34 protein-coding genes are annotated in these 26,684 nt (G+C 41.7%); 24 read left to right on the top strand and 10 right to left on the bottom strand.

The genetic code is table 11. The features are described 5' to 3' along the window. The first annotated feature begins 9 nt into the window (after positions 1–9). From rplX to rplQ, 18 genes are all read left to right on the top strand, one after another. Complete coding sequence (rplX, locus tag ACFO6W_RS14115) at positions 10–327, top strand: 50S ribosomal protein L24 (protein ID WP_379997497.1); 318 nt, start codon at positions 10–12, stop codon at positions 325–327. Then, positions 327–890, top strand: coding sequence for a 50S ribosomal protein L5 (rplE, locus tag ACFO6W_RS14110; protein ID WP_291108953.1), 564 nt, complete (start codon positions 327–329; stop codon positions 888–890). The genes rplX and rplE overlap by 1 nt, the downstream gene beginning before the upstream one ends. A 1-nt stretch (position 891) precedes the next feature. Beyond that, complete coding sequence (gene rpsN, locus ACFO6W_RS14105) at positions 892–1,161, top strand: 30S ribosomal protein S14 (protein ID WP_379997494.1); 270 nt, start codon at positions 892–894, stop codon at positions 1,159–1,161. A 135-nt stretch (positions 1,162–1,296) separates the two neighbouring features. Beyond that, positions 1,297–1,692 (top strand): 30S ribosomal protein S8, encoded by a 396-nt coding sequence (gene rpsH, locus ACFO6W_RS14100; RefSeq protein ID WP_379997492.1) that lies wholly within the window; start codon positions 1,297–1,299, stop codon positions 1,690–1,692. A 22-nt stretch (positions 1,693–1,714) separates the two neighbouring features. Beyond that, a complete protein-coding gene (gene rplF / locus ACFO6W_RS14095; protein ID WP_291108957.1) occupies positions 1,715–2,269 on the top strand; it encodes a 50S ribosomal protein L6 in 555 nt (184 codons plus the stop codon). A 19-nt stretch (positions 2,270–2,288) separates the two neighbouring features. Beyond that, positions 2,289–2,633: a 50S ribosomal protein L18 gene (rplR, locus tag ACFO6W_RS14090; RefSeq protein WP_379997490.1), complete on the top strand. Its 345-nt coding sequence runs from the start codon at positions 2,289–2,291 to the stop codon at positions 2,631–2,633. Positions 2,634–2,638: 5 nt separating this feature from the next. After that, positions 2,639–3,157, top strand: a complete 519-nt coding sequence (gene rpsE, locus ACFO6W_RS14085) for a 30S ribosomal protein S5 (RefSeq protein WP_006800244.1) — start codon at positions 2,639–2,641, stop codon at positions 3,155–3,157. Between the two features lie 18 nt (positions 3,158–3,175). Further along, positions 3,176–3,352, top strand: coding sequence for a 50S ribosomal protein L30 (gene rpmD, locus ACFO6W_RS14080; RefSeq protein WP_006800243.1), 177 nt, complete (start codon positions 3,176–3,178; stop codon positions 3,350–3,352). A gap of 31 nt (positions 3,353–3,383) precedes the next feature. Next, positions 3,384–3,833, top strand: coding sequence for a 50S ribosomal protein L15 (rplO, locus tag ACFO6W_RS14075; RefSeq protein WP_379997487.1), 450 nt, complete (start codon positions 3,384–3,386; stop codon positions 3,831–3,833). Position 3,834: 1 nt separating this feature from the next. Beyond that, complete coding sequence (secY, locus tag ACFO6W_RS14070) at positions 3,835–5,151, top strand: preprotein translocase subunit SecY (RefSeq protein ID WP_379997485.1); 1,317 nt, start codon at positions 3,835–3,837, stop codon at positions 5,149–5,151. A gap of 10 nt (positions 5,152–5,161) precedes the next feature. After that, entirely contained in the window at positions 5,162–5,962 is an 801-nt protein-coding gene (gene map / locus ACFO6W_RS14065; protein ID WP_379997483.1) for a type I methionyl aminopeptidase, read from the top strand. A gap of 17 nt (positions 5,963–5,979) precedes the next feature. Then, a complete protein-coding gene (gene infA / locus ACFO6W_RS14060; RefSeq protein ID WP_006800239.1) occupies positions 5,980–6,198 on the top strand; it encodes a translation initiation factor IF-1 in 219 nt (72 codons plus the stop codon). Between the two features lie 11 nt (positions 6,199–6,209). After that, positions 6,210–6,326, top strand: coding sequence for a type B 50S ribosomal protein L36 (gene ykgO / locus ACFO6W_RS14055; RefSeq protein ID WP_006800238.1), 117 nt, complete (start codon positions 6,210–6,212; stop codon positions 6,324–6,326). A 33-nt stretch (positions 6,327–6,359) separates the two neighbouring features. Further along, a complete protein-coding gene (gene rpsM, locus ACFO6W_RS14050) occupies positions 6,360–6,740 on the top strand; it encodes a 30S ribosomal protein S13 (protein WP_006800237.1) in 381 nt (126 codons plus the stop codon). A 10-nt stretch (positions 6,741–6,750) separates the two neighbouring features. After that, positions 6,751–7,140 carry a 30S ribosomal protein S11 gene (gene rpsK, locus ACFO6W_RS14045; RefSeq protein ID WP_006800236.1) on the top strand — a complete coding sequence of 130 codons (390 nt, stop codon included), beginning with the start codon at positions 6,751–6,753 and terminating at the stop codon, positions 7,138–7,140. 110 nt (positions 7,141–7,250) lie between these two features. Beyond that, positions 7,251–7,859, top strand: coding sequence for a 30S ribosomal protein S4 (gene rpsD, locus ACFO6W_RS14040; RefSeq protein ID WP_379997480.1), 609 nt, complete (start codon positions 7,251–7,253; stop codon positions 7,857–7,859). 8 nt (positions 7,860–7,867) lie between these two features. After that, entirely contained in the window at positions 7,868–8,860 is a 993-nt protein-coding gene (locus tag ACFO6W_RS14035; RefSeq protein ID WP_006800234.1) for a DNA-directed RNA polymerase subunit alpha, read from the top strand. A gap of 8 nt (positions 8,861–8,868) precedes the next feature. Further along, positions 8,869–9,495: a 50S ribosomal protein L17 gene (rplQ, locus tag ACFO6W_RS14030; RefSeq protein ID WP_379997478.1), complete on the top strand. Its 627-nt coding sequence runs from the start codon at positions 8,869–8,871 to the stop codon at positions 9,493–9,495. 336 nt (positions 9,496–9,831) lie between these two features. Here rplQ and pbpC read toward each other — a convergent pair whose 3' ends face one another. Beyond that, entirely contained in the window at positions 9,832–12,222 is a 2,391-nt protein-coding gene (gene pbpC / locus ACFO6W_RS14025) for a penicillin-binding protein 1C (protein WP_379997475.1), read from the bottom strand. Between the two features lie 316 nt (positions 12,223–12,538). Between pbpC and ACFO6W_RS14020 the strand changes: the two genes are divergently transcribed. Genes ACFO6W_RS14020 through ACFO6W_RS14005 form a run of 4 tightly spaced genes read left to right on the top strand, consistent with a single transcriptional unit; the run spans position 12,539 to position 15,548 of the window. Further along, on the top strand, positions 12,539–13,570 hold the full coding sequence (locus ACFO6W_RS14020) for a lysylphosphatidylglycerol synthase transmembrane domain-containing protein (protein ID WP_379997473.1): 1,032 nt from the start codon (positions 12,539–12,541) through the stop codon (positions 13,568–13,570). Positions 13,571–13,574: 4 nt separating this feature from the next. Continuing rightward, positions 13,575–13,988, top strand: coding sequence for a hypothetical protein (locus tag ACFO6W_RS14015; protein ID WP_379997471.1), 414 nt, complete (start codon positions 13,575–13,577; stop codon positions 13,986–13,988). A 42-nt stretch (positions 13,989–14,030) separates the two neighbouring features. After that, positions 14,031–14,855, top strand: a complete 825-nt coding sequence (locus tag ACFO6W_RS14010; RefSeq protein WP_379997469.1) for an alpha/beta hydrolase — start codon at positions 14,031–14,033, stop codon at positions 14,853–14,855. 42 nt (positions 14,856–14,897) lie between these two features. After that, the gene (locus ACFO6W_RS14005; protein WP_379997467.1) at positions 14,898–15,548 is read left to right on the top strand and encodes a helix-turn-helix transcriptional regulator; all 651 of its coding nucleotides are present in this window, start codon (positions 14,898–14,900) and stop codon (positions 15,546–15,548) included. On the opposite strand, the gene ACFO6W_RS14000 is transcribed toward ACFO6W_RS14005, so the two are convergent. From ACFO6W_RS14000 to ACFO6W_RS13985, 4 genes are all read right to left on the bottom strand, one after another. Next, a complete protein-coding gene (locus ACFO6W_RS14000; protein ID WP_379997465.1) occupies positions 15,545–16,294 on the bottom strand; it encodes a helix-hairpin-helix domain-containing protein in 750 nt (249 codons plus the stop codon). The genes ACFO6W_RS14005 and ACFO6W_RS14000 overlap by 4 nt on opposite strands. A gap of 38 nt (positions 16,295–16,332) precedes the next feature. Next, positions 16,333–17,274 carry a thioredoxin-disulfide reductase gene (trxB, locus tag ACFO6W_RS13995; protein WP_379997463.1) on the bottom strand — a complete coding sequence of 314 codons (942 nt, stop codon included), beginning with the start codon at positions 17,272–17,274 and terminating at the stop codon, positions 16,333–16,335. Between the two features lie 111 nt (positions 17,275–17,385). Further along, positions 17,386–18,024, bottom strand: coding sequence for an outer membrane lipoprotein periplasmic chaperone LolA1 (gene lolA1 / locus ACFO6W_RS13990; protein WP_379997461.1), 639 nt, complete (start codon positions 18,022–18,024; stop codon positions 17,386–17,388). A gap of 127 nt (positions 18,025–18,151) precedes the next feature. Next, on the bottom strand, positions 18,152–18,793 hold the full coding sequence (locus ACFO6W_RS13985) for a helix-turn-helix domain-containing protein (RefSeq protein WP_379997459.1): 642 nt from the start codon (positions 18,791–18,793) through the stop codon (positions 18,152–18,154). A 216-nt stretch (positions 18,794–19,009) separates the two neighbouring features. Between ACFO6W_RS13985 and ACFO6W_RS13980 the strand changes: the two genes are divergently transcribed. After that, entirely contained in the window at positions 19,010–19,246 is a 237-nt protein-coding gene (locus ACFO6W_RS13980) for a hypothetical protein (protein WP_379997457.1), read from the top strand. Positions 19,247–19,467: 221 nt separating this feature from the next. Here ACFO6W_RS13980 and ACFO6W_RS13975 read toward each other — a convergent pair whose 3' ends face one another. Further along, entirely contained in the window at positions 19,468–20,973 is a 1,506-nt protein-coding gene (locus ACFO6W_RS13975; RefSeq protein WP_379997455.1) for a catalase, read from the bottom strand. Positions 20,974–21,179: 206 nt separating this feature from the next. On the opposite strand from ACFO6W_RS13975, the gene ACFO6W_RS13970 reads away from it, so the two are divergent. After that, a complete protein-coding gene (locus ACFO6W_RS13970; protein ID WP_379997453.1) occupies positions 21,180–21,476 on the top strand; it encodes a putative signal transducing protein in 297 nt (98 codons plus the stop codon). Positions 21,477–21,516: 40 nt separating this feature from the next. Here the strand turns inward: ACFO6W_RS13970 and ACFO6W_RS13965 are convergent, their stop codons facing one another. From ACFO6W_RS13965 to ACFO6W_RS13950, 4 genes are all read right to left on the bottom strand, one after another. Further along, a complete protein-coding gene (locus ACFO6W_RS13965; protein ID WP_379997451.1) occupies positions 21,517–22,713 on the bottom strand; it encodes an ABC transporter permease in 1,197 nt (398 codons plus the stop codon). A gap of 12 nt (positions 22,714–22,725) precedes the next feature. Further along, positions 22,726–23,895, bottom strand: coding sequence for an ABC transporter permease (locus ACFO6W_RS13960; protein ID WP_379997449.1), 1,170 nt, complete (start codon positions 23,893–23,895; stop codon positions 22,726–22,728). A 122-nt stretch (positions 23,896–24,017) separates the two neighbouring features. Then, a complete protein-coding gene (locus tag ACFO6W_RS13955) occupies positions 24,018–25,010 on the bottom strand; it encodes an HlyD family secretion protein (RefSeq protein WP_379997447.1) in 993 nt (330 codons plus the stop codon). Between the two features lie 123 nt (positions 25,011–25,133). Further along, positions 25,134–26,525 carry a TolC family protein gene (locus tag ACFO6W_RS13950; RefSeq protein ID WP_379997445.1) on the bottom strand — a complete coding sequence of 464 codons (1,392 nt, stop codon included), beginning with the start codon at positions 26,523–26,525 and terminating at the stop codon, positions 25,134–25,136. Between the last annotated feature and the right edge of the window lie 159 nt (positions 26,526–26,684).

The following is a 26,684-nucleotide window of genomic DNA, read 5'->3' as shown; positions in this document are numbered from 1 at the left end:
AAAAAAGCAATGAGTAAATTACATATCAAAAAAGGCGATATAGTTTATGTGAATACCGGTGTCGACAAAGGTAAAACCGGCCGCGTGCTGAAAGTGTTGGTTGAAAAGAACCGCGCTATCGTTGAAGGCCTGAACATGGTATCCAAATCTACTAAGCCTAACGCTAAAAGCCCTCAGGGAGGAATAGAGAAGAAAGAAGCTGCCATTCATATATCTAACCTTAACGTAGTAGACCCTAAATCGGGAAAACCTACACGTGTCGGTCGTAAAGAAGTGAATGGAAAGCTAGTACGTTACGCTAAAAAATCAGGGGAGGAAATTAAATAATGAGCAATACAACAACTCTTAGAACAGATTATAAAGACCGTATTGTAGCTTCTTTGATGAAAGAATTCGGTTATAAATCAACAATGCAGGTTCCTGTATTGAAGAAAATAGTAATTAATCAAGGTCTTGGTATAGCAGTTGCCGATAAGAAAATAATCGAAACAGCGATTAACGAAATCACAACTATCACCGGACAAAAAGCAGTAGCGACATACTCTAAGAAAGATATATCGAACTTCAAGTTGCGTAAGAAAATGCCTATCGGTGTGATGGTTACACTGCGCCACGACAGAATGTACGAGTTTCTTGAAAGACTTGTACGTGTAGCATTGCCCCGTATCCGCGACTTTAAAGGTATCGAAAGCAAGCTTGACGGAAGAGGGAATTATACATTGGGTATCCAGGAGCAAATCATCTTCCCTGAAATTAATATTGACAATATTAGTCGTATTTTGGGAATGAATATTACCTTTGTAACTTCCGCCAAAACGGATGAAGAAGGGTATGCCCTGCTGAGAGAGTTCGGACTACCATTTAAGAACGCAAAAAAAGAATTGATATAAGATGGCAAAAGAATCAATGAAAGCTCGTGAGGTAAAAAGAGCTAAGATGGTTGCTAAATATGCAGCTAAGAGAGCGCAACTCAAAGCCGATGGCGATTACGAAGCGCTGCAAGCTCTGCCTAAGAATGCTTCACCGGTACGTCTGCACAACCGTTGCAGCCTTACAGGTCGTCCGAAAGGCTTTATCCGCCAGTTCGGAATTTCCCGTATCCAATTCAGGGAAATGGCTTCTAAAGGTTTAATACCGGGAGTGAAGAAAGCAAGCTGGTAAAAGAATTATGAATTATAAATGATGAATTGAGGATTGATGCTATTCCTGATTCCAATTTATAATTCTTAATTCATCATTTATAATTATTTTTTAAATATTGTCCCGGATGCGGGATTAATTTAAATCAATTTAATCATGACAGATCCAATAGCAGATTATTTGACGCGCGTAAGAAACGCCATCATGGCTGGACACAGAGTTGTAGAAATTCCGGCGTCAAATTTGAAAAAAGAGATTACAAAAATTCTCTTGGAAAAAGGCTACATTCTTAACTATAAGTTTGTAGAAGAAGGACCTCAGGGCTCTATCAAAATAGCCTTGAAATACGATCCTGTAAATAAAGTGAACGCGATTAAGAAATTAATCCGTGTTTCAACTCCAGGTCTTCGTAAATATGTAGGGTATAAAGATTTGCCTCGTGTCCTTAACGGACTGGGTATAGCTGTAGTATCTACCTCAAAAGGAGTGATGACAGACAAAGAAGCTCGCGAGCTGAAAGTCGGCGGCGAAGTAATGTGTTATGTTTATTAATTAAGGGGAGGATAGTAAAGTTATGTCAAGAATAGGAAAATTACCCATAAATCTTCCGGCCGGAGTAAACGTTACTGTTGGCAAGGATAATTTAGTTACAGTAAAAGGACCAAAAGGAGAACTATCGCAAGAAGTTAATCCGGATATCAAAGTCTCTGTTGAAAATGGTGTGTTATCAGTAGCACGTCCGTCTGACGAAAAAAATCACCGTTCTCTGCATGGATTGTACAGATCGTTGATCAACAATATGATTGTTGGAGTTTCTGAAGGATATCGCAAAGAATTGGAATTAGTAGGGGTTGGTTACCGTGCGTCAAACAACGGTCAGATCTTGGAACTTTCATTAGGCTATACTCACAATATCTTTTTGATGTTGCCGAAAGAAGTAAGCCTTGAAACAAAATCGGAGAGAAACAAGAACCCGCTAATCATTTTAGAATCTTGTGATAAACAACTGATCGGTCAGGTTTGCTCGAAAATTCGCTCATTCCGTAAACCGGAACCATATAAGGGTAAAGGTATACGCTTTGTAGGTGAAGTTATCCGTCGCAAGTCTGGTAAAACCGCAGGTAAATAATTCATAAACTGTAGTAATCATGGTAACAAAGACAGATAAAAGAAATAAAATAAAATTACGCGTACGCGGGAAGATCTCAGGAACTACCGAACGTCCGCGTCTGACAGTGTTCAGAAGCAACAAGCAAATATATGCGCAGGTTATCGACGATCTTACAGGTAAGACTTTGGCAGCGGCTTCGTCTCTTAAAATAGCAGACAAGGCTCCTAAAAAAGAAATAGCCGCGAAAGTTGGTGAACTAATTGCTAAGAATGCTCAGGAAGCTGGTGTAACAACTGTGGTATTTGACCGTAACGGTTACCTGTACCATGGTAGAATTAAAGAATTGGCAGATGCTGCCCGTAACGGTGGACTTAAATTTTAATAGACATGGCAGGAGTTAACAATAGAGTAAAATCGACCAACGATATCGAATTAAAAGACAGGCTAGTTGCGATCAACCGTGTTACTAAAGTAACAAAAGGGGGACGTACATTCAGTTTCGCTGCTATCGTAGTTGTAGGAAATGAAGATGGTATAGTAGGCTGGGGTCTAGGTAAAGCTGGTGAAGTAACGACAGCTATAGCTAAAGGAGTTGAAGCTGCTAAGAAAAACCTTATCAAAGTTCCGGTACTTAAAGGAACAGTACCTCACGAGCAAGTTGCCCGTTTTGGAGGTTCTGAAGTACTTATTCGCCCGGCTGCTCCCGGTACAGGGGTGAAGGCAGGGGGTGCGATGCGTGCCGTGCTTGAGAGCGTAGGTGTAACAGACGTATTGGCTAAATCGAAAGGCTCGTCAAACCCTCACAACCTTGTGAAGGCTACGATCGAAGCTTTAGGTGAGTTGAGAGATGCATACACTGTAGCACAGAACAGAGGTATTTCTATGGAAAAAGTGTTTAAAGGTTAATTTGCAAAGAAAATTATTATGGCAAAGATTAAAGTTAAACAAGTTAAGAGCAGAATCAAGTGTCCGAAAGACCAAAAATTAACTTTAGACGCTCTTGGGCTGAAAAAGTTGAACCGTGTGGTAGAACACGAAGATACACCTGCTATCAGAGGGATGATCAACAAAGTACACCATTTGGTTACTATTGTAGAGTAATTTAGTTTATAAGATAAAAAAATATAAAAATATGAGTTTATCAAATTTGAGACCTGCTGAAGGATCAACTAAAACCGGAAAAAGAATCGGACGTGGTACGGGTTCAGGATTAGGTGGTACTTCCACAAGAGGTCATAAAGGAGCTAAGTCCAGATCAGGTTATTCTAAGAAGATCGGATTTGAAGGAGGGCAGATGCCTATCCAACGCCGTTTGCCTAAATTCGGATTTAAAAACATAAACCGGGTAGAATACAAAGCAATCAATCTGGACGTTTTGCAACGTTTGGCAGAAACCAAGAAACTTGCTAAAATCGATATTCAGACATTGATCGATGCAGGCTTTATTTCTTCCAATCAATTAGTGAAAATATTAGGAAACGGAGCTGTCACTACTAAAGTGGATGTTGAAGCTCACGCTTTCTCAAAAACAGCGGAAGCTGCAATTCAGGCAATAGGTGGAACAGTAACTAAACTGAAGTAAGATGGGATTAGTAAAAACACTGGAAAATATATGGAAGATTGAGGATCTTAGGAAAAGACTCATGATTACCTTCTTTTTCGTAGTGATCTATCGCTTCGGAGTTCATATTGTCCTGCCAGGTGTAGACCCGGCAGCTCTTAATGCCCTTCAGGCTAAGACTTCGGGGGGTATCCTGGACATATTGAACATGTTCTCGGGAGGTGCATTTGCTAATGCGTCGATTTTTGCATTGGGTATTATGCCTTATATCTCTGCCTCTATCGTTATGCAGTTGCTGGGTATGGCTGTGCCGTATTTCCAAAAACTTCAACGCGAAGGTGAAAGCGGACGTACCAAAATGAACCAGTACACACGTTATCTGACAGTGGCCATACTTCTATTCCAGGGTCCGGCTTACCTGTTGGGTGCATTGGGTGCGGCGGCTCCTACTTCATGGGACTTCCTTATTCCTTCAACCATTATCCTGGCCGGAGGTAGTATGTTTGTTCTTTGGTTAGGAGAACGTATCACTGATAAAGGTATCGGAAACGGAGTCTCTTTCATCATCTTGGTGGGTATTATAGCCCGTTTGCCACATGCGCTTATCGGTGAATTTTCTTCACGTCTGGCAAGCCAGGGAGGCGGATTGGTTATGTTCCTTGCCGAAATTGTATTCCTGTTGCTTATTATTTGCGGAGCAATCCTGTTGGTACAAGGTACACGGCGTATACCGGTACAGTATGCAAAAAGAGTTGTTGGGAACAAACAATATGGCGGCGCACGCCAGTATATACCATTGAAGGTAAATGCTGCTAACGTAATGCCTATCATCTTTGCCCAGGCAATTATGTTTGTGCCTATCTCTATTGCGGGATTCTCTACCGAAAAAGGCGGGTTCCTGGGCTCATTTATGGATCATACCAGCGTAGCATATAATGTTGTGTTTGCATTTCTTATTATTGCTTTCACATGGTTCTACACAGCTGTGACCATAAACCCTGTGCAGATGGCCGATGAACTGAAACGTAATAACGGATTTATACCGGGTATCAAACCGGGAAAGAAAACAGCGGATTATATCGATTCTATCATGTCTCGTATAACATTCCCGGGATCATTGTTCCTGGCTATGGTTGCCATTCTTCCTGCGTTTGCCAGCTACTTCGGGGTAAGCCGTGAATTCTCACAATTCTTTGGAGGAACATCATTGTTGATCCTTGTTGGGGTTGTGCTTGATACATTACAGCAGATCGAAAGCCACTTGTTGATGAGACATTATGACGGTTTATTGAAATCGGGCAGAATCAAAGGCCGTTCGGGTTCAATTGCAGCATATTAAGGAGGTTTAAATGATATTTCTGAAAACAGACGAAGAAATCGAATTGATGCGTGAAGCAAATCGCCTTGTAGGTATGACCCTGGGCGAAATGGCAAAGCATATAAAACCGGGGGTTACTCCGGCTCAATTAGATAAAATTGCGAAAGAATTTATACAGGATCACGGAGCCAGACCTTCCTTCTTGGGATATAAGGGTGCTCCGGGTGCTGTGGATTTTCCGGGAGCGATTTGTGCTTCAGTTAACGAACAGGTTGTACATGGATTTCCAACAGACTATGTTCTTAAAGACGGAGATATTATTTCTGTCGATTGTGGTACAGAAAAAAACGGGTTTTGTGGCGATTCGGCCTATACATTTTGTGTAGGAGAAGTAGCAGAAGACGTGAAAGCTTTACTAAGAGCGACGAAAGAAGCGCTTTATAAGGGAATAGAAAAGGCGGTAGATGGTAATCGCATAGGCGATATCAGCGATGCTGTTCAGACATATTGTGAGAAACGTGGTTATTCGGTTGTTCGCGAACTGGTAGGACATGGTATAGGACGTAAGATGCATGAAGCACCTGAGGTTCCTAACTATGGCAAACGGGGTACAGGCCCCTTACTCAAGAAAGGGATGTGTATAGCAATAGAACCGATGATCAACATGGGGAGCAAGAATGTTGTTTTCGAAAGCGATGGCTGGACTATCAGGACCCGTGACCGTAAACCTTCGGCCCACTTCGAACATACTGTGGCTATTCGCCAGGGAAAAGCTGATATTTTATCAACATTTGAATTTGTAGAAGCTGTTTTAGGAAATAACGCAATTTAAAAAACCTTTATTTATATATGGCTAAACAGGCAGCAATAGAACAAGACGGAGTGATCGTAGAAGCACTATCAAACGCGATGTTTCGTGTCGAACTTGAAAACGGACATGAAATAACCGCGCACATCTCAGGAAAGATGCGTATGCACTATATCAAAATACTTCCGGGAGATAGAGTACGTGTGGAAATGTCACCCTATGATTTATCAAAAGGACGGATTTCATTCAGATACAAATAAAAAACAAACATATGAAAGTAAGAGCATCATTGAAGAAGCGTACCGCTGATTGCAAAATTGTCAGGAGAAAAGGACGCTTATACGTTATTAACAAAAAAAATCCTAAGTACAAACAACGTCAGGGATAATTTATTAATTTTGCAAATTAATCGAAAAAATATATGGCAATAAGAATAGTTGGTGTCGATTTACCACAAAATAAAAGAGGCGAAATAGCCTTGACATACATTTATGGTATCGGACGTAGTTCTGCTAACAAAATCCTGGCTGAAGCAGGAATAGACAAAGATGTCAAAGTGAAAGACTGGAATGACGATCAGGCTGGTAAAGTGCGTGAAATCATCGCTGCCCAGTTCAAAGTAGAAGGAGACTTGCGTTCGGAAGTACAGCTTAATATCAAGCGATTGATGGATATAGGCTGTTACAGAGGTATCCGTCACCGTATCGGTCTGCCTTTGAGAGGTCAGAGTACTAAAAATAATGCCCGTACACGGAAGGGTAGAAAGAAAACTGTTGCTAACAAGAAAAAAGCTACAAAATAATTAATTTGATATGGCAAAGAAAACAGTCGCAGCGAAAAAGAGAAACGTTAAAGTGGATGCTACAGGACAAGCTCATGTACATTCTTCTTTCAACAATATCATTATTTCGATTACAAACAGCGATGGCCAGGTTATCAGCTGGTCGTCGGCAGGGAAGATGGGTTTCAGAAGTTCAAAAAAGAACACCCCGTACGCAGCTCAAATGGCAGCATCAGATTGTGCCAAAGTTGCATTTGACTTAGGATTGAGAAAAGTAAAAGTGTATGTAAAAGGACCGGGCAACGGACGTGAGTCTGCTATCCGAACTATCCATGCAGCAGGAATAGAAGTAACAGAAATCGTTGACGTTACTCCGCTTCCTCACAACGGATGCCGTCCTCCAAAACACAGAAGAGTTTAATCAAAATTTTAAATTTGGAACTTAAATTGTGATTTTGATTGCAAGTTTACCCTCTCTGTAATCGCGGCTGCACAATTTCAGCTTTCATCAATTATTAATTAGTAAAGAAAATGGCAAGATATACTGGACCAAAATCAAAAATCGCCCGTAAATTCGGAGAGCCAATATTCGGACCTGACAAAGTTCTTTCTAAAAAGAACTACCCTCCCGGACAACACGGAAACGGAAGGAAGAAAAAATCGTCCGAGTACGGTATTCAATTGCGTGAAAAGCAAAAAGCAAAATACACATATGGTGTACTCGAAAGACAATTCCGCAACATGTTTGACAAAGCGCTTTCATCACGTGGTATCACAGGTGAAGTGCTGCTTCAAATGTTGGAATCAAGATTGGATAACGTTGTTTTCCGTCTTGGAATAGCGCCTACGAGAGCGGCTGCCCGTCAGCTTGTATCTCACCGCCACATCACAGTGGACGGTTCGGTCGTGAATATTCCGTCTTATACAATCAAACCGGGACAATTGATCGCAGTCCGCGAGAAATCAAAATCTCTGGAAGTAGTAAGCGAAGCATTGTCTGGGTTCAACCATAGTAAATACCCTTGGATCGAATGGGATGCAGCATCTATGACAGGTAAGTTCCTTCACCTGCCTGAAAGAGCAGATATCCCTGAAAACATTAAAGAGCAGTTGATCGTAGAGTTGTATTCTAAAAATTAATTAAATTCATGGCTATATTAGCATTTCAAAAACCGGATAAAGTATTGATGTTAGAAGCGGACGATTTCTTCGGAAAATTCGAATTTCGTCCCTTAGAACCCGGATATGGTATTACCGTTGGTAATGCTTTACGCCGTATTCTGCTTTCATCTCTTGAAGGTTTTGCTATCACTTCTATAAAAATCGACGGTGTTGAACATGAATTTGCCACCGTACCGGGTGTTATAGAAGATGTTACAAATATCATTCTGAATCTGAAACAAGTACGTTTCAAGCAGATAGTAGAAGAGATCGAAAACGAGAAGGTGAGTATTACAGTCTCAGGTGCCGAAGTATTCAAAGCTGGAGATATTGGAAAGCATCTGTCAGGATTTGAAGTATTGAACCCTGACTTGGAAATCTGTCATTTAGACAAGAATGCTAGCTTCCAAATCGAATTGAATATTAACAAAGGCCGTGGATACGTACCTGCTGATGAAAATCGCAATCTGTCCGACGATGTTAATGTTATAGCTATTGATTCTATTTATACTCCTATCCGCAATGTGAAATACTCGATAGAAAACTATCGTGTAGAGCAGAAAACGGACTATGAGAAACTTGTGATAGAAATAGCAACCGATGGTTCTATTCATCCAAAAGATGCATTGAAAGAAGCTGCTAAAATTCTTATCCACCACTTTATGCTGTTCTCAGATGAGAAGATCCTTCTTGAGCAAAGCGAAGTGGATGGAAACGAAGAATTCGATGAAGAAATTCTGCATATGCGTCAGCTTCTGAAGACTAAGTTATCTGATATGAACCTTTCGGTTCGTGCCCTTAACTGTTTGAAATCGGCAGAAGTAGAGACACTGGGTGAATTAGTGCAATTCAATAAGAATGACCTTCTTAAATTCAGAAACTTTGGTAAAAAATCACTTACCGAACTTGATGAACTGTTGGATAGCCTGAGCCTGTCTTTCGGTATGGATATTTCTAAATATAAATTAGATAAAGATTAGTAAGCGACATGAGACATAATAAAAAATTTAATCATTTAGGGCGTACCAGTTCACACAGAAATGCCATGCTGGCTAATATGTGTGTATCTTTGATCATGAGCCCTAATAAGCGTATCTTTACGACCGTAGCCAAAGCAAAGGCTTTGAAGAAGGTTATAGAGCCGATGATTACAAAATCGAAAGAAGATACAACACATTCGAGACGTCTGGTTTTCCAGGATCTTAAGATTAACAGCGATCAGACTAAAGCTGCCATAACTGAGTTATTCCAGAATATATCTCAGAAAGTAGCTGACCGTCCCGGAGGATACACCCGTATTATCAAGACTGGTAACCGTTTGGGGGATAATGCCTCTATGTGTTTTATTGAATTGGTAGACTATAACGAAAATATGTTGAAGGAGAAGAAAGCTGCATCGAAAGGTAGAACCCGTAGATCCAAGAAAGCTGCTGACCAACCTGAAACAGCTAAAGAAACTGTAGCTCCAAAAGCAAAAGCTGTAGCCACTCCTGAAGCACCTGTTGTGGAAGAAGTAGAAGCATTGGAAGCTGCTCCGGAATCTTTACCTTTAGTTGATGATGCAGCTACTGAAGCTCCGGCTACTGAAGAAGACAAGCCTAAGACTGAAGAATAAGAGATTATAGACTCTTATTTATATAATAAAAAAAGTATCCTGAAACAGGATACTTTTTTTTGCTTTAATAAAAGCCAGTTCTTCTGTAGAACTATTGTCTCAGAACATCACACAAATCTCGAATGTGAAGTCAATGTAGTTTGTTTAAACTCTGCGTAAGGTTGGGAAGTCTGTTTATTCGTTAGTAGGTATTTAATCTACTTTACATTTATAAGATGGCTAAATATGGGAAACGTTGCATAACGAATTAAAAAAAAATGAAGAAATATTGAATTAATTAAATCATTGTCGGTCTACAGCTTTGTTTATCAGATGTTTATGTCTTTATTAAAATATTCACTTAATTGAAAATTTTACAGAAATACTCTCTCCGGTTTCGTCGACAGCGATCAAATGATGCTCTCCTTTTGCCGGACTGTACTCCATCTTATGGAATCCTTTCGTCTCACCGATATACTGACCGTCCAGATGCCAGAATACCCGGTTCTGTGGAGAACGGTGGGCCAGTTCGAAGACCAACTGGCCGGGAGTGCCGTCCAATTGTTTAGGCAGGCTGATGACTGCATTGGGGAAAGGATAGATAAAATCCATTGGTTTTATGTCCGAACCTTCACTGCATTCGGGTGAATACGGTGGTAACGGACGGTATGCCGGATGTTGTTCTTTATAGTACCATTCCCACGAAGGAGGCAATATAAACCATGAAGTATGGATAATCCCCCTTTTACCTGCGCATTCGTCATATACCTGATACTTCATGTCTTCGGACAAATGTACCAGTTTATGATAGGAACAAACCGAACCGTTCAGCCCTTTTTTACTGATCCATATCGTATCGGTTTCCGTAGCCGGACAGTTCATACTTTTCAGACAACCGCTTTCGTGGCATATCTCGGCTCTTACAAGGTCGCTTTCCGGTCTGGCGAACCAACGGCTTTGCGGCAGGGCATTGAATATATCGAACATCACCATACCTGCAGTGCGTGCCCCTGTGAGCCCCGGACGGCCTTCTCCGTCGGAGTTGCCTACCCATACGCCTACAACGTATTTTGGACTGATACCTACCGCCCATCCGTCACGGAATCCGAAACTGGTTCCCGTTTTCCATGCTATTTTCTGTATAGAAGGGATAGAGCGCCAGTCTATCTCATCAGGACGGTTTACATTTGTCAAGGCTTCGAATGTTTGCCAGATGGCTCCTGCCGAGAATAATGGAGTCCGGTTTCTATCACCTTTTTGGTCGTTGTCATCGCTTAGGATATATGAGGGCTGCTTCATATCATAATACCGGCTTTCCTCATTGAATATATTGAGTTGTTGAGCCATTTGCAGGTACATGGTGCTGATGTCCCACAACTTGCCTTCTGCACCCCCTAAAATAAGCGACAGGCCATAGTTGTCGGCTGTGCGGTTGAGTGTAGTCATTCCCGCCCGTTTTAACAGGTTGTAGAATTTAGGAACGCTGTATTTGCGGAGTGAAACAACAAATGGTACATTAAGCGAACGGGCAAGCGCCTCCGAAGCATGCGTAGCCCCATCATATTGCAGGCTGAAATTTTTCGGGGCAAAGCCGTTCAGATTAATCGGCACATCGGGTAGTAGCTGGCCGGGTAGTAGTTCGCCTTCCTGTAGCATGGCACAGTAAAGGAATGGTTTCAAAATACTGCCTGTGCTGCGTGGCGCCTGTATTACATCCACCTGGTTGGCCGAAATACTTTTTTCAAAGTCTACATTGCCGCAATAGGCTACGACCTCATTCTTTTGTACATCGAAAACTATTGCTGCAATATTCCTTATCCCATTTTGGGAGAATTCGGCATTCCAGCGGCCGAGAACAGACTCTATACGTTCCTGTTGCGATTTGTCTATGGTGGCAGTTATGTGCTTTCCGCCCTGTTCTTTATACAGGCGGGTGACAAGATGCGGTGCTACCTGGGGCAGGGGATGTGGCTGGAAGGGCAGAGGTTCGGCTATTGCCAGTTCATAATCTACTTTATCCAGTATTTCCCGCTGATACAACAGCTCCAGTAGCCTGTTCCTTTTAGTCAATAGTTTGTCCCTGTTCTTACCAAAGTGCATCAGGGTAGGGGAGTTGGGCAATACAGCGAGGGTGGCTGCTTCTGCCCACGACAAGGTAGCTGCTTGATGCCCGAAATATCGCCACGATGCGGCCTCTATACCTACTACATTTCCACCCATAGGGGTATGTGAGGCATACAGGTTCAGTATTTCGTCTTTCGAGTAAGAGAGTTCAAGGCGTGTAGCCAGAATCATCTCGATGAACTTTTCACCGAACGTGCGGTTCTCTTTACGCGAGAGGCGGATAGTTTGCATCGTGATGGTACTTGCTCCGCTTACGATCCGTCCGCTACTGATATTTTGTTTTATCGCGCGGGCCAGGGCTAATGGATTTACGCCCCAGTGGCGGTTGAAATGCCTGTCTTCAAATTCTGTCAGGCAGGTCTTGTATTTGTCAGGTATGGAATCTGACATAGGGAACCGCCATTGCTGGTCATTGGCTATACGTGCGCCGAGTAGTTCCTCATGCCTGTCGGATACTACTGTACTGTACGGTACATGGAATAATGGCGACGGCAGACAGAATATATACCATGCGAGTAAAATAAGGCAGACAGGAATGCCAATCCGGTATTTCATCTTAGCTTTCTTATATCGTTCCCACTGACGTATAAGGAATATTTTTGTTGATTGCAGGAACTGCCTCATTATTTTTTATTTTATCTATTGTTTAATTTGATGAGTTGTTAAAACCTGATGAACTTTACACCTTTTCATACTTTTCCTATTATTACCTTTTCAGTTTAATCTCCGGCTTTAATGTTTCCGGTTATATTATATAGATAAAGTTATGGAAGAATATACCAATTACAGGCCTGTTTTTTATATAATTTATCTAAACAGCCTCATGGTGTTAATATTCCGCAAATTACTTCATATATTAACTTACTTTACTGTAAATGTACAAAAGAAAAGAAAAAGATAAAATGTTTTCTTATTTTTGTATCTTCATCAGATTTTGTGGATGGGAAAGGAATCTTCAAGCTTTAGCATATGGAAAATACTTGTGCCTGCATTTATAGGCATGGGGGTTATCCTCTATATGTTCAGCCGTGAATTTGATCTGGATGATTTTAGGCAGATTACAATAACGGAACATACTGTTTTCTGGATTTTTATTGCTTTTTGTTTTATGCTTGGGCGTGATACGGGTTTTGTAATCCGTTATCGTTACCTTTCCGAGAAGCAGTTGTCATGGAAACAATGTATCAAAGTCACGTTGCTGGCTGAGTTTGGCACGGCAGTCACTCCTTCTGTGGTAGGAGGGTCGAGTATGGCCGTTTTGTTTCTGGCAAAAGAGAAAATCCCTGTTGGACGTAGTACAGCGATGGTATTTGTGACTTTGTTGCTGGATGAGATGTTTTTTGTGGTCACCTTCCCGATGCTGCTGTTATTTATCCCTTTTCACTCCCTGTTTGCCGACAATACAGCCTTGGGTTCGGGAGTGTTGGTGCTCTTTATCGTCGCCTACATTATTAAAATGCTCCTGTGTACATTGTTGATAATCGGGCTATTCTTCAAGCCTCAAGCTATCCGCTGGCTGATAATAAAGGTTTTCAGATTGCCGTTTCTCCGTCGTTGGCACAAAAGCGCGGCTAAAGCCGGGGACGACCTTATTGTGAGTTCACGGGAGATAAGAGGAAAAACATTATCATACTGGTTCCCCCTGATAATGGCTACTATCCTGTCGTGGAGTTCCCGCTACCTGGTGGTGAATGCTATTTTCATGGCATTCTTTCAGGTGCACGAAAATCTGCTGATATTTGCCCGTCAGTTTGTTATGTGGGTGGTGATGGTGGTTAGCCCTACACCTGGAGGAAGCGGATTTACGGAATTTATATTCAAACAATATCTGAGCGAGTTTATACCTTTAGCCGGAGTGGTACCCGTTATAATTCTCCTTTGGCGGCTGCTGACTTATTACAACTACCTGTTTGTGGGCGCAGTGATTGTACCGGGATGGGTGAAGAAATCATTTGGAAAGAAAGAGGAGTGATTATATGAGCAACAGGAGAAACGGATCGACTAGAGGGATACTCACAATATGCATAATAATGGTATTTCTTTATATATCTTACCAGCGATTCTGGTATACCGAAGAAGAGAAAATAACGATGTTTTATGAAGACAACAGGTTCTCTTTCGAATTATTAAAAGATAAGATATCGGCTCCAGAGAAAGACGAAGGCGAAGATATCAGGATGATTGATTCACTGAAAAATAAATTGTCGGTGCGAAGATATTGGATAACATATGATACGGATGATACGGCGATAATTCATCTGAATGTCGATTTCGAGAATTATATTGCTCCATTCGAATATTGGTATAGTGTAAAAGGACTTACGGAATCCGAGAATAAAGAAGGTCCGGCATTAAAGAAATTGAATGATAACTGGGGTATATTCAGATGATATTAAAATGATGAACCTAATAACTAAATAATCTAACGAAAAATGAAAAAACTATTTACAACTTTGACTTTGTTGGTAGCTATAGTCTGCCTGCCATTGTTTTCGCAAACAGTAGATACCATTCAGGTATTCAGTCCAAAGATGAACAAAACAATCAAAAATGTGGTTGTCCTCCCCGCGGGGTATGACAAAAACAGCACGGCTAAATATCCGGTTCTTTACCTTTTGCATGGTTATGGGGGGCGATACGATACATGGGTAAAAGGTACTAAAAAGAGCCTGCCCCAGGATGCTACACGTTGGCAGATGATAGTGGTTTGTCCCGACGGGCAGAATAGTTGGTACTGGGATAGCCCTGTTGAATCGTCGATGCAATTTGAAACGTATGTAAGCTCCGAACTTATTAAATATATAGATGAGCATTACAATACTGTGGCTTCTCCGAAAGGGCGTGCTGTAACAGGTTTCAGTATGGGCGGCCATGGCGGTTTATGGTTGGGGATAAATCATTCAGACGTGTTCGGCGCATGCGGTTCTATGAGTGGAGGGGTGGATATCCGTCCTTTTCCGAATAACTGGGAAATGAAAAGCTGGCTTGGTAAATATAAAGATAACAAAGAACAGTGGGACAGGCATACTGTCATAGATCAATTGGATAAGATACAGCCGAATTCTCTGGCTATTATAATAGACTGCGGCGTGAATGACTTCTTCTACAATGTAAATGAAGAACTGCATAAGAAAATGCTCTACATGAATATCCCTCACGATTATATTGTACGTCCGGGGGCGCATACACATGACTACTGGAATAATGCGGTGGATTATCAAATGATGTTCTTTTCTAAATTTTTCGGACAGAAATAACTATCTTTGACCTTTGATCATATCAAACTCCTAAAGGTGAAGATGAAAGATGTAATAATAGTCGACAAGCAGGATATTACGCGCATTGGGATGGAAACCCTTGTGAGTGATACGAAGAAGGCATCTTCTGTTCAGATAGCGGATAGTAAGGGCGATCTGATAAAGATACTGGCCTCTGTCCCCGATGCGGTTGTGATACTGGACTATACTCTTTCCGATTTCGGAAGTGTGGACGAGCTTATGAATGTAGGCTATCGCTTCTCACAATCCCGTTGGCTGTTATTTTCCGATGAACTGAGTTATGACTTTCTCCGTCGCCTGATTATGAGCAGCGAGTCGTTTAGCATCGTACTGAAGTCCTGCGAACTGGATGAAATAAATATGGGTTTGCTGCATATATTCCGTGGCGAACGCTTTATCTGCGGTCGTGTAACAAACCAGCTTCTGCAAAGCCAGAAGCCTATGACCGAATCGCTGGACCATATTCTTACTGTTACTGAGAAAGAGATTCTCAAGGAGATAGCATTAGGGCGGACGACGAAAGAAATAGCATCTAACCGCAATTTAAGCTTTCACACAATCATCACTCACCGTAAGAATATCTTCCGTAAACTGGAGGTAAACAATGTGCACGAAGCCATCAAGTACGCTATGCGCGCGGGACTGGTAGATCTGGCCGAATATTATATCTAGTCGAAAGAGAGGTAAGGTGTGAGCCTTTTGATGTCATCCTCGGTAAATTCTTCGAGCAGGGACAGGCGTTTCAGTGATTCTATACTGCCTTTCCGGCTTCTGATATCCATAATAATCTTCGCTTGCCTGTAATCGATATAGGGGTGCTTGTTCAATTCGGTGAATTCTGCCGAATTGACTTTTATCTTCTTTACCTGAGGGGTAAGTGTAATGTAAGGCATGATCCTTTCATACAATTCATTGTCCAGCCCCCATACCTCTTTCAGTTGTGTGATATCCGCGAATCCTCCTAATAGATTGCGATACCTGACTATCCGGTTTGCGAAACCGGTTCCTATACCGGGAATCTTTTTCAGCGATGTAGTATCTGCCGAATTGAGCTCTATGGTTTCACCCCTTTTCAGCTTCTCCTGATAGGCATAGCCTGCGTTCTTTTTCTTCTCCTGTTCGTAGATATTAGTAGCCGTTTTGCAGGTCAAAGTATCAATATTTGTACTTAGTGGCGTTGGTGAAACGGTAACGCTTTCTTTATCTGCGCTTTGCTTAGGCCTGGTAAAGATGTATATCCCTCCGGAGAGGGCGATAAGGACGAGCAATAGCAGTATTGCGGTTCTGTCACGTTTCTGAAAGTAGAAGTAGTCTTTCCAGTTCATCAAGGTTGTTTTAGTTACGGGTTGCTTCTCCTTGAAGCAGTTACGGGTTACAAGTAATAAGTCTTTGGTGGTTTCGCACCGTTCGGGTTTCAACCCATCCGCAACTCGTTTACTTGTAACCCGTAACTATATTACAATCCCCTTTCGCTCAGATACCTTTCGGCTTCTATCGCTGCCTGACAACCTGTGCCTGCGGCTGTAATAGCCTGACGATAATGTGGATCGGCAACATCACCCGCTGCAAATACACCTTCTAAGCATGTTTTTGGTGTTCCCGGTTCGGTAAGGATATAGCCCACGGAGTCGAGATTAAGCTGGTCTTTGAATATGTCTGTATTCGGTTTGTGGCCTATGGCGAGGAAGAATCCGTCTATCTTGATGTCGAATTTCTCTTCATTGGCCTCTCCCTGATGTTTTATAATATGGGCGCCTTCCACACCGTTCTCTCCAAACAATCCCACGGCATTGCATTCAAACAGGATTTCTATCTTTGGATTTTGCATTGCCCTGTCCTGCATTACTTTCGATGCACGGAGGTAAGGTTTGCGTACAACCAGATAAACCTTTTCTGCCAGGCCGGCCAGGTATATAGCTTCTTCACAGGCAGTGTCTCCACCTCCTACTACGGCTACTACTTTCTTACGGTAGAAGAACCCGTCACATGTCGCACAGGCAGAAACTCCCATACCGGCGTATTTTGTTTCATCGGGTAATCCGAGGTATTTTGCACTGGCTCCCGTAGCAATGATTACCGTATCGGTTTCTATAACTTTTTCCCCGTCGATGGTCACTTTGCGGGGATAGCCCGTAAAATCTACAGAGGTAGCGATACCGAAACGTATATCGGCACCGAAGCGTGTAGCTTGTTTTTTCAGGTCCTCCATCAGTTCGGGGCCTGTAATGCCTTCCGGATAACCGGGAAAGTTTTCAACCTCGGTGGTCGTTGTCAGCTGTCCGCCGGGTTGTATTCCTTCGTAGAGTACAGGAGATAAATTTGCTCTAGACGCATAAATAGCCGCAGTATATCCTGCGGGGCCTGAACCGATAATCAGGCAACGTACTTTTTCGTTCATGTTGTGAGATTTATATGTTTTGTTTATATTTAATGCAAAAATATAGAAAATATTTATTTGTACAAAGTTTATCTATTTCTTATTTTTTATAGTATGATAAACAGAATCTATCTATCGTAAATCGACGATCTCAGCCCTCGGATACTCCTTTTTGCTGAATTGGAATGTGTCGTCAGTCAGGTTGTTTCCGGTCTGGTAGCTTTTAATGATGAGTGTATTTTCTATTCCAGCTTTATCTGTTACCGTAATCCGGGAGAATATATTGTTTGCTTTATCTATCATGACAACTATTTTGGTAAAATCACCACTCTTCTTCTGCGGTATCAGTTCGACCTCATACAATGATTTGCCGTTTAGTCTTTTTTCCCCTTTATATGACAGGTTGAATCCTTTCTTATATATATTGAATAGTACCGAAGGGCTGATTGCCTGCAATTCCTCCCCGGTAGGATTACTTATGTTCACTTCCTCGGTGTCTTTAATATAGACCCACTGCGTGGTTCCATCAAACCAGGTAATCGCGTCGGGGATCTCTATCCTGAACTTATTGCCCTTCATGAAGGCCTTACCGTCGTAACTGTGAATTGTCCGGGCTTTTGTATCCTTCGAGTCCAGTGTAAAACTTGCCGTTACAGCACCCGCCTTATTATATGTTTCCGATGCTTTGTCTAATATCTCACGGGCATTTTGAGCAGATAATCCGGCTGTGAATGTGATAAGGCAGAATAATGTGAATAATTTGATTTTCATTTCTTATTTTGTTTAATATACAAATATAGACAATTAATAAACAGAAAAGTTTAAACACAGTATCTAAGAATTGCTCCACTTATAATTCTTATAAAAAGTTACAAAAGTTACACTTCTGCATTAATTTCTAACCTGCCTTCAAAAATTGTTTCCTGTGCCGTGTATTTCTTTGCAATTTGCAGCTACCCGGTATTTTAATATTCTTCTTCATGTTTTCCACATTGTTTTTCTTCTTTTGGGATATACTATTTTCTGAAATCGTGGCTGGTTGCAGCCCTTGTATATTATCCGTTTCTTCGCCGGCAGGTATGGTTGCAGTGTGTGTCGCAACTTGTGGTTCTTTTATTTCAATATCCTTTATTTCAGATTCCCGTTTGCAAGCCTTATCTTTTATGCTTTTATCGGCCCTGTCGAGAATCATTTTTATCGTCCTCAGATCGGGCAGGTACTCTTTTTTGTGTACGGTTTTCGATTTGAATATCATTTCCTCAGGGTTAGTCTCGTCAGGTGTGTAGATGTCTTTTTCTTCAATAAGGGTATAGCGTCCGAGCCGTTGTTTGATAGAAGAATATGCCATTGACAGCAATATCTCATTACGATAACTCATCGCGTCTTCAATTTCTTTATCGAAGCCGGGATTCTCACGCTTCCATTTGTAGAAAGTATTCCTGCTGATTCCTGTTGCTTTACAAATATCGGATATACTGCACAGTTCTTCTGCAATCAATGAAGTAATTTTTTCTGCCAATTCCTGGTTATATTTTGCCATGATACTGAAATATTTAAACAGTTATTAAAATTGCTTTCAGTATAGATAATCGGCAAAGAAAATAATGGAGTGAATTAAGTTAAATAATGTTGTACTCTTTTGGATAGTATCTTTCGCGTGGCAGAAAGGGATCGAACGTTAAATCCCGGCTACTGATTCGTATTACTTATTAATTTTATGTATATTTATAAACAGTATTAATTAAAGAATAATATTATGGATGAGCTGGTAACTGTAAAGACGTCTGATTTTGAGGCTGATCTGGCTATCGCAAAGTCATACCTGATAGATAATGGCATAGATTGTGTCGTAAATGGGGAATATATTACAATTTCCTTACCCGAAGGGGGAGGAGCAAGGTTGCAGGTGATGTCAGGAGATTATAACCGTGCACTGGAATTGCTTATTAAAGGGGGATTCGCTAAGCGGGAGGATTATGACTTCAGGGAATGAACTGTGTTATATATAAAGAGGCTGTCCCAAAAGTATTTTTTCATATCATTTTGTCATGTTGAACGGAGTGAAACATCTCGTATCCGGAGGGCCGAGATTCTTCGTTACACTCAGAAACAACGTTCGGCAAAGCGAAGCGGAGCCAATGACAAAGAGGATAACATTTTAATAGTGTAATATTACTTTTGGGACAGCCTCTTATTTATTTCAGATGGTTGATATTAACTGGCAGTGGCTTTTACCCTGTCTTCCTGGTTCATCGCTGCCAGGCTTTTTACTTTGTTGATATCTAATCTCAGACCTTCGGCAACACGTGTCCCGTATTCCGGGTGCGCCTTATAGAATATGGCACATTGACGGTACTGAATGCGCTGTTGCGCATTTTTGATATGCCCTACAATATTACTTATGAGATTGCTCCTGTCATAATCGGACATGGCGCGCGAATACAATTCTCCGGCCTGTACAAAATCGATATCTCCCAATGGGTATTCATGGCGCGCAGCCATTCCCTGCACATCGATAGCGGGAGGAGTGAATTTTATATCCGGCGCAGGTCCGTTAAATGAGTTAGGGTAATAATTAGGTGCACTTTCCTGGCTGCCGGTATTCATCTGTCCGTCACGTTGATAATTGTGTATAGGGCATTTAGGCGCGTTTACAGGAAGCTGGTCGAAGTTCGTACCCAGCCGGTGTCTCTGTGTGTCAGGATAGCTGAAAAGCCGGACCTGAAGCATCTTGTCGGGAGAAGACGCTATCCCCGGCACGAAATTACCCGGAGAGAAAGCGGCTTGTTCTATCTCGTTGAAGTAATTTTGCGGATTTCTGTTCAATACGAATTTACCTACAGGGATAAGGGGGTAGTCACTGTGGAACCATACCTTGGTGATATCGAAAGGATCGAATTTATAGTTATCGGCTTCTTCCGGCTTCATGATCTGCACATAGGCAGTCCAGGAAGGAAAATCACCTTTTTCGATACTGTTGAACAGATCGCGTGTAGCATAATCAGGGTCGGTACCGGCCAACTCAGTAGCTTGCTGGTCTGTCAGGTTCTTTATCCCCTGATCTGTCTTGAAATGCCATTTTACCCAAACATGCTCTCCTTTCTCATTGTACCACATATATGTGTGGCTCGAAAAACCATGCATATGACGATAACCGTCAGGTGTCCCTCTGTCGGAAAAGAGAATTGTAACCTGGTGGATGCTCTCCGGAGTGAGTGACAAAAAGTCCCAGAATGCGTCCGCATCTTTCAGGTTGGACAGCGGATTTCTTTTTTGTGTATGGATAAAGTCGGGAAACTTTATGCCGTCCCTGATAAAGAATGTGGGGGTGTTATTACCTACCATGTCATAATTCCCCTGATCGGTATAGAACTTCAAAGCGAAACCGCGGGGGTCACGGGCAGTGTCGGCAGAGCCTTTTTCACCACCCACAGTGGAAAAGCGGGCGAGCATCTCGGTTCGTTTACCTACCTGTGAGAGAAAACCGGCACAGGTGTACTTTGCCACATCGTGTGTTACTTCAAAATAGCCGAATGCACCGGAACCTTTGGCATGGACAACTCTTTCGGGAATACGTTCCCTATCGAAATGAGCCAGTTTTTCTACGGTATGTACATCAGACAGCAAAGTCATCGTGTGTTTTTGGGTAGTGATGGAGGCCTGGTCATTGTCTACGGGATTTCCCTGATTTGTAGTTAGAATCTTTTTGTTCTCTTCCATAATGCAGTGTGTTTAAAGTGGTATATAAGTTAAAATTGCAGTTTGAGTCAGATATGTATAGATAGTCTTAATCATTAAAACAATCAGGTCGGTGTTTTGTTTTAATAATGCAGTAATATTTTCAGATCATAGTTTAATAAAGGCGGATGATGACTTGGATAAATTACAGGTTATATGTATCTTTAAACGACTAATTGTATGATGCCATGAGTGAAATGATAACAGTAAAGACTTCAAATATTCCGGGGGAACTGGCTGTCGCAAAATCATATTTAGAGGATAATGATATCTATTGTTTCCTGAAGGATGAGTTGATAAATCAGGTTCATCCCTATGCCGTAGGCGGAATAAAACTACAGGTAAGGGAAGAGGATGCGGAACAAGCGATCAACCTTTTACTCGAAGGCGGCTTTGCCAGGAAAGAAGACTATGAAATACCCGGATCTACCTTGTTTTTAGTGAAATGGTATGAGAAAATAACTTCATGGTTTGGACGAAAATGAAAAGAAGTTTTACCCGTGGTAAAGGATAACGGACAAAATTTTAATTTCTTACCATTCCCTTGTATTCAGGATCGTAATTCTGAATCCACCATTTATACATGAACACCGCGGTAATGCAATATATTCCGGCCTGTATCCATAATGCGATATATTCGAACCAGACATCGGTTAGTGTCGCCCCCATTGTATTTATCTTTATAAAACCGTGAATACCCGGTGTAGATGGAGCTATATAGGCAATTGCCTTTATAGGTGCGGGGATAGCTGTCCAGGGCCATGATATGCCCGAAATGAATATGAAAAGTACGCTGGTGAAAACAAACAGCATCATACCGAACTCCCGCTGTGAACAAAAGTATGACAATGTCATTGCAAAGAATGTAGCAGCCAGTAAGAATGGCATCAGAAAAGCTGCAATGGTAAGGGGATCACCTATCTGGGGGAATTTGAAAATGTAAGGGATGACTCTCAGTACCCATACAGATATAAGCATATAAAGTGATGCATAGCAGAAAGCTTTCCCTATGGTAAGTTTTACGGGATGAACGCTTTTGCCTTGCGCTGTATGAGAGGCAATAGTGAAACGCTTCCTGTCGTTGTGTGTACCAACTATTGTAGCTATGCCTAATATAAGTGTCTGTTGTATGATCAGTATTAGAATCGCCGGAACAAGGAAACTGGCAAAGCCGTTTTGCGGATTATACATCGTTACCCACTGGTTTTCTACCGTCTGACGTGTTGCGGCATCTTCTTCCTGGCTGCCTCCGCCTGTTTCTGCAACCCGGATGTCGGCTCCCATATCGAGGGATACCTCTGTTGCACTTAAAAGCATCGCTTTATAAAACAACAAACTGCTCATATCGGAGAATACACTGATCTGTGTTTGTTGCTGCGTGTTTATATTTTTGCTGAAATCTCTCGGGATATACATGATGCCGTATGCCTCTTTCCTTCTCATGGCTTCCCGGGCTTCTTCCATATCGGTTGCATATCCGATAATCTTCACATCGGCCGTAGCATCTACTTTTCGTTTGAATTCGCGGGATAGGGCCGAGTTGGAATCGTCCACGACTACAACTTTGACTTCATGTACAGTCTCGTTGTTATATATAAAACTATATAAAACAGGGTAGGCGAGAGGCACAATGAAGAACAGGAGTATGACGGCTCCGTCTCTGAAGACAACCTTTAGTTCATTGATCCAAACATAATATATATCGAGCAGTAACTTTTTCATGCTGTTTCTGATTTATTCTTCATAAATATTATCCGTCAGCATTTTTCTGATCACACCGAAGAAAAAGGCTGCAAGCAGTACAAATGCGAGTAAGGCTGCATACTGATACATAGAATATCCTACAGGGATACCATTGAGCGCCTGGTCTACATATATGAGGAAGAAATGACGCAAAGGGAAAAAGTTACTTAACGCACTTAAACTACCATCCATCGCCAACGTGGAGAATGAAAATCCGGTAATTGAGAACGATACCATTCCTATAAGGCTTGCAATACTTAAAGACAAGCGATAGTTGCGGAATATTCCCAGCAGGATAACGCCCATTCCCTGTGCTGCCAGAATAAGGCAGAGATAATTCAGGAACATTGGCCAGAATCCGCTGTGCAATGGGAACTTATTGATGTAATAAAATATTGATATGAAAAAGAAGGCAATACCCGTATAGATAATGGTATATGGCAATAATTTTCCAATGATTACCTTTAATATCGAATTGTCTCCCATTGCCATCAGATAAGATCCCCTACCGGCTTTTATTTCCGAACCGAAACAGGATACTGTAAACATAAGTATAATAAGTTGCAGTATTCCGGGCATCAGTATATTATTCAGATATACTGAATAATTGAGCCATGGGTTACCTAAGGGATGTGCATCTATTGTTATCGGTTGTAGTATAGGCATTATCTGGTTTTCCGTAAAGCCCTTTGCTTCGGCTGTTTGCAGCCCTACGGCTGCTGAGGCCAGTGTGGATATCGTCTTTAAGTCCTGAAACAGGAGAGAGCCGGATATGAGGAATGCATTATTGGTATAATAAACGAGCTTAGGGCGGTTACCCGATATGGCGTCTTCTGTGAAATCTTTCGGGATGGTTAATATCGCATATATTTCCATTCGCTCCATTTGCTGTCTGGCCTCCCTGAAAGAAAGGCTTTTGTACTTGATATCTGTTTTCTCGAAAGCGTCGAGCTGTCGGATGAGTGTACGTGTGGTGGTTGTATTGTCAAGGTCTACAACCGCAATAGGAATGCGTGACGGCAGTCCGCTGCTCATCATCCACAACAGTATAATCATGGATAGTAAGGGTGCGACAAATATCCCCCAGATACATATCTTGGAAGAAGAAATGCGCAACCATTCCCTTTTGAATATCGCGAATATGCCGGTTTCTTTGGTCATTTTATTCTTTTGATAGTTACGAGTTTGCCTCGCCTTCGCTTCGGCGAATGTTATTTCTACGCCCTGTGGGCAGTTACGAGTTACAAGTAAACAAGATACTAGTTGTTAACTGTTGACTGCTATTACTCTTTTATGATCAGGGACATTCCCGGAAGCACATCTATCGATTTATCATTGAACCGGGCTTTCACTTCAAACGTTTTACGGTCGTATTGCCCCGTAGTTTTTGTCGCTTTCCATGCGGCATACGAGCCAAGGTCTTTCACATAGTAGACAGTCATCTCTACATCCCGGTCCAGTGCAGGTACATAAGCCTTGAATGTCTTACCCAGATCTTTATAATCTTTGAGGCGGTCTTCGCGGATATTGAACGAACCCCATTTGTCATCCAGTTTAGCTACATTCATTATTGGTGCTCCTGTACCTACAAGTTCGCCTTCGTTCGGAAATTTTTCGGTTACTTTACCATCAGTCGGTGAAATCAGGTAGCTTTCCGATATGTATGAAGCCACTTCTGCAACCGCGCCTTTTGCCCTCTCCAATAAAGCGAGGGCAGCTTCCTTGTCCTCTCTTTCAGCTCCGTTCACAGCCATGTCATACTGTGATTTCGCAGCTTTTTCCGTAGCGATGGCAGCATTTAGCTGAGCTTCTACTTCGTCGCGTTTCTGAGCTGTTACCACGCCTTTATCATACAGATTTTGTACACGGGTAAATGATTTCCGGGCTATATCCACACCCACTTTAGCTTTTTGCCACATTTCGAAAGCACCTTGTATTTGCTCTACACGCGCTCCTTTTATGGCCTTCTGGTTCTGTGCCGCAGCTCCCTGTTCGGCAGCGCTGGCCTGAGCCAGTTTGGCATCTATATCCGGGATGCTGAGAATAGCCAAAGTATCTCCCTTTTTTACAAAACTGCCTTCGTCGACCAGATATCTGGATATACGCCCCGGAACTTTGCTGGATATGCGGACCTCTGTTACATCGGCTTCTCCTTGTATGATATTATCTTCCTGATTCAGGAAAAAGAAGCCATAAAGGCCCACTACAATGATTATTGTTGCGAAAACCAGTATAGGTATAAGTTTCGACCCTGATTTTTTATTTTCTGTATCCATATTTTAATTAGTTACGAGTTACAAGTAAACAAGTTACGAGTTGCTTGCGCCATTTTTAATTTTTATCTTGCCATTTCTCTTTTATGCTCTCCTTGTAGCCTCCCCTTGGGGAGGTTGGTGGGACTATAATTTTCGCCCTAACGCTTTATTCAGATATATTTTGCAGAGGATTATATCTATTTGTGCATCTATCTTATCGGAATGCGCGGCGAGCCATGCTGTATGTGCGGCCATTACATCCGACGCAGCTATAACTCCTTCCTCAAAGCCTGCATTAGCATATCGCAGGTTTTCATCGGCTTTTTCAGTATTCTTTTGTGTAGATGCCAGTTTTTTGTTTGCCTCGTTCAGTTTATATACCGACTGGTTTATCTGTAAAGTGATTTTCTCTTTAGCTTCAGCCAGTTCAAATCGTTTAATACGTGTTTCAGCTTTTGCTGCATTTAATTTTGCTGAACTGGAAACGAAATTTAGAGGCACTTTTAGCACCACTCCGACATTCCACATTCCACCGAATTTTTTCTCAAAACCATCAAATAAATTCGGATTTGTCCAGAGGTAATTGGCTGTAAAAGCCAGATTAGGCATAAAGTCGGCCTGTGCTATCTTCTCCTGTTTGCCATATATTTTTGTGGCCAGTTCCAAGCTTCTTATTTCAGTCCTGTTGGTTAATGCTTCATCTATATTAGGCATCGTCTCATTTTCTCCATTGATAATCAGATTGTCGAGATTTTCATCTTGCAGCGTGATTTCATCGCTGATTTCCAATCCGCATATTTGAGTCAACAGCATCTTGGCAAGGCTAAGTCCGTTTTCCGCTTTAGTAAGCGTCATTTCCGCCTCGTTCAGTTTTACATTCACGGATAAGCGGTCGGCCTTGGTAACAACACCCTCCTGCTCCATAGCTGAAATATCAGAGTCCATTTTTTTCATCAGCTCTACATAGGCCCCGGCTAATTTTCTTTTATTTGCAACCGATACTACCTGCCAGTATGCATTATCCACCTCTACGATAACATCTGTCATCTGGGTTTCTTTCATTGTTTTAGCTAGTTCTTCGGCGTAAGAGCGCAGGTCGTTATAAGCGATTATTTTTCCACCCATAAATATAGGCTGGGTAAGGTTGAAACCGCCTGCCCAAATGTTTTTTATGTCTACTTCGCCCATTTTCCAGATGCCGTCTCTTATATTATCAGGAATGGGTATGGAAGATACTTCTCCAATAGGTACGGGTAAGGGGATTGCACTGGGTATAGCGGATGATGAGATAAGATGCAGGTTTTTCTGGTTATGCATGTAACCTCCCAGAAATTGTATTTCAGGAAAGAATTTGGTTAATGCGTCTTTCTTATTGTAATATGCAATCTTTTCCTGCTCCGATGCTATTTTCAGAGCCTTATTGTTTTCTATAGCCAACTGCCGGCATTGCTCCAGGCTAAGGAGTTGCTGTGCGGCACTGTTTATATTGAAAACGGATATTAAAAGGAGAATTATTCCACAACTTTTTTTAATCATACTGGAGTTAATCTAATAAACCTGCAATTGATTGTTTATGCAACTATACGCAAAAGTATATACATTTTCTAAAATACGATAGCGACAATTAGTTTTTTACTAATAATTTAACATTTAGTAAAAAAAAAGGTTCATGTCAGGATGCTTTAATATTTATTC

Origin of the sequence: Dysgonomonas termitidis, from assembly GCF_042654545.1 — a bacterium.
GTDB classification, from domain to species: domain Bacteria; phylum Bacteroidota; class Bacteroidia; order Bacteroidales; family Dysgonomonadaceae; genus Dysgonomonas; species Dysgonomonas termitidis.
The sequence above is the reverse complement of the archived record's forward strand: the minus strand, read 5'-3'. Positions and strand labels throughout refer to the sequence as shown.

Coding starts and splice junctions, on each gene's coding strand:
- rplX (WP_379997497.1), top strand. CDS start 10: ATGAGTAAATTACATATCAAAAAAGGCGATATAGTTTATGTGAATACC.
- rplE (WP_291108953.1), top strand. CDS start 327: ATGAGCAATACAACAACTCTTAGAACAGATTATAAAGACCGTATTGTA.
- rpsN (WP_379997494.1), top strand. CDS start 892: ATGGCAAAAGAATCAATGAAAGCTCGTGAGGTAAAAAGAGCTAAGATG.
- rpsH (WP_379997492.1), top strand. CDS start 1,297: ATGACAGATCCAATAGCAGATTATTTGACGCGCGTAAGAAACGCCATC.
- rplF (WP_291108957.1), top strand. CDS start 1,715: ATGTCAAGAATAGGAAAATTACCCATAAATCTTCCGGCCGGAGTAAAC.
- rplR (WP_379997490.1), top strand. CDS start 2,289: ATGGTAACAAAGACAGATAAAAGAAATAAAATAAAATTACGCGTACGC.
- rpsE (WP_006800244.1), top strand. CDS start 2,639: ATGGCAGGAGTTAACAATAGAGTAAAATCGACCAACGATATCGAATTA.
- rpmD (WP_006800243.1), top strand. CDS start 3,176: ATGGCAAAGATTAAAGTTAAACAAGTTAAGAGCAGAATCAAGTGTCCG.
- rplO (WP_379997487.1), top strand. CDS start 3,384: ATGAGTTTATCAAATTTGAGACCTGCTGAAGGATCAACTAAAACCGGA.
- secY (WP_379997485.1), top strand. CDS start 3,835: ATGGGATTAGTAAAAACACTGGAAAATATATGGAAGATTGAGGATCTT.
- map (WP_379997483.1), top strand. CDS start 5,162: ATGATATTTCTGAAAACAGACGAAGAAATCGAATTGATGCGTGAAGCA.
- infA (WP_006800239.1), top strand. CDS start 5,980: ATGGCTAAACAGGCAGCAATAGAACAAGACGGAGTGATCGTAGAAGCA.
- ykgO (WP_006800238.1), top strand. CDS start 6,210: ATGAAAGTAAGAGCATCATTGAAGAAGCGTACCGCTGATTGCAAAATT.
- rpsM (WP_006800237.1), top strand. CDS start 6,360: ATGGCAATAAGAATAGTTGGTGTCGATTTACCACAAAATAAAAGAGGC.
- rpsK (WP_006800236.1), top strand. CDS start 6,751: ATGGCAAAGAAAACAGTCGCAGCGAAAAAGAGAAACGTTAAAGTGGAT.
- rpsD (WP_379997480.1), top strand. CDS start 7,251: ATGGCAAGATATACTGGACCAAAATCAAAAATCGCCCGTAAATTCGGA.
- ACFO6W_RS14035 (WP_006800234.1), top strand. CDS start 7,868: ATGGCTATATTAGCATTTCAAAAACCGGATAAAGTATTGATGTTAGAA.
- rplQ (WP_379997478.1), top strand. CDS start 8,869: ATGAGACATAATAAAAAATTTAATCATTTAGGGCGTACCAGTTCACAC.
- pbpC (WP_379997475.1), bottom strand. CDS start 12,222: ATGAGGCAGTTCCTGCAATCAACAAAAATATTCCTTATACGTCAGTGG.
- ACFO6W_RS14020 (WP_379997473.1), top strand. CDS start 12,539: ATGGGAAAGGAATCTTCAAGCTTTAGCATATGGAAAATACTTGTGCCT.
- ACFO6W_RS14015 (WP_379997471.1), top strand. CDS start 13,575: ATGAGCAACAGGAGAAACGGATCGACTAGAGGGATACTCACAATATGC.
- ACFO6W_RS14010 (WP_379997469.1), top strand. CDS start 14,031: ATGAAAAAACTATTTACAACTTTGACTTTGTTGGTAGCTATAGTCTGC.
- ACFO6W_RS14005 (WP_379997467.1), top strand. CDS start 14,898: ATGAAAGATGTAATAATAGTCGACAAGCAGGATATTACGCGCATTGGG.
- trxB (WP_379997463.1), bottom strand. CDS start 17,274: ATGAACGAAAAAGTACGTTGCCTGATTATCGGTTCAGGCCCCGCAGGA.
- lolA1 (WP_379997461.1), bottom strand. CDS start 18,024: ATGAAAATCAAATTATTCACATTATTCTGCCTTATCACATTCACAGCC.
- ACFO6W_RS13985 (WP_379997459.1), bottom strand. CDS start 18,793: ATGGCAAAATATAACCAGGAATTGGCAGAAAAAATTACTTCATTGATT.
- ACFO6W_RS13980 (WP_379997457.1), top strand. CDS start 19,010: ATGGATGAGCTGGTAACTGTAAAGACGTCTGATTTTGAGGCTGATCTG.
- ACFO6W_RS13975 (WP_379997455.1), bottom strand. CDS start 20,973: ATGGAAGAGAACAAAAAGATTCTAACTACAAATCAGGGAAATCCCGTA.
- ACFO6W_RS13970 (WP_379997453.1), top strand. CDS start 21,180: ATGAGTGAAATGATAACAGTAAAGACTTCAAATATTCCGGGGGAACTG.
- ACFO6W_RS13965 (WP_379997451.1), bottom strand. CDS start 22,713: ATGAAAAAGTTACTGCTCGATATATATTATGTTTGGATCAATGAACTA.
- ACFO6W_RS13960 (WP_379997449.1), bottom strand. CDS start 23,895: ATGACCAAAGAAACCGGCATATTCGCGATATTCAAAAGGGAATGGTTG.
- ACFO6W_RS13955 (WP_379997447.1), bottom strand. CDS start 25,010: ATGGATACAGAAAATAAAAAATCAGGGTCGAAACTTATACCTATACTG.
- ACFO6W_RS13950 (WP_379997445.1), bottom strand. CDS start 26,525: ATGATTAAAAAAAGTTGTGGAATAATTCTCCTTTTAATATCCGTTTTC.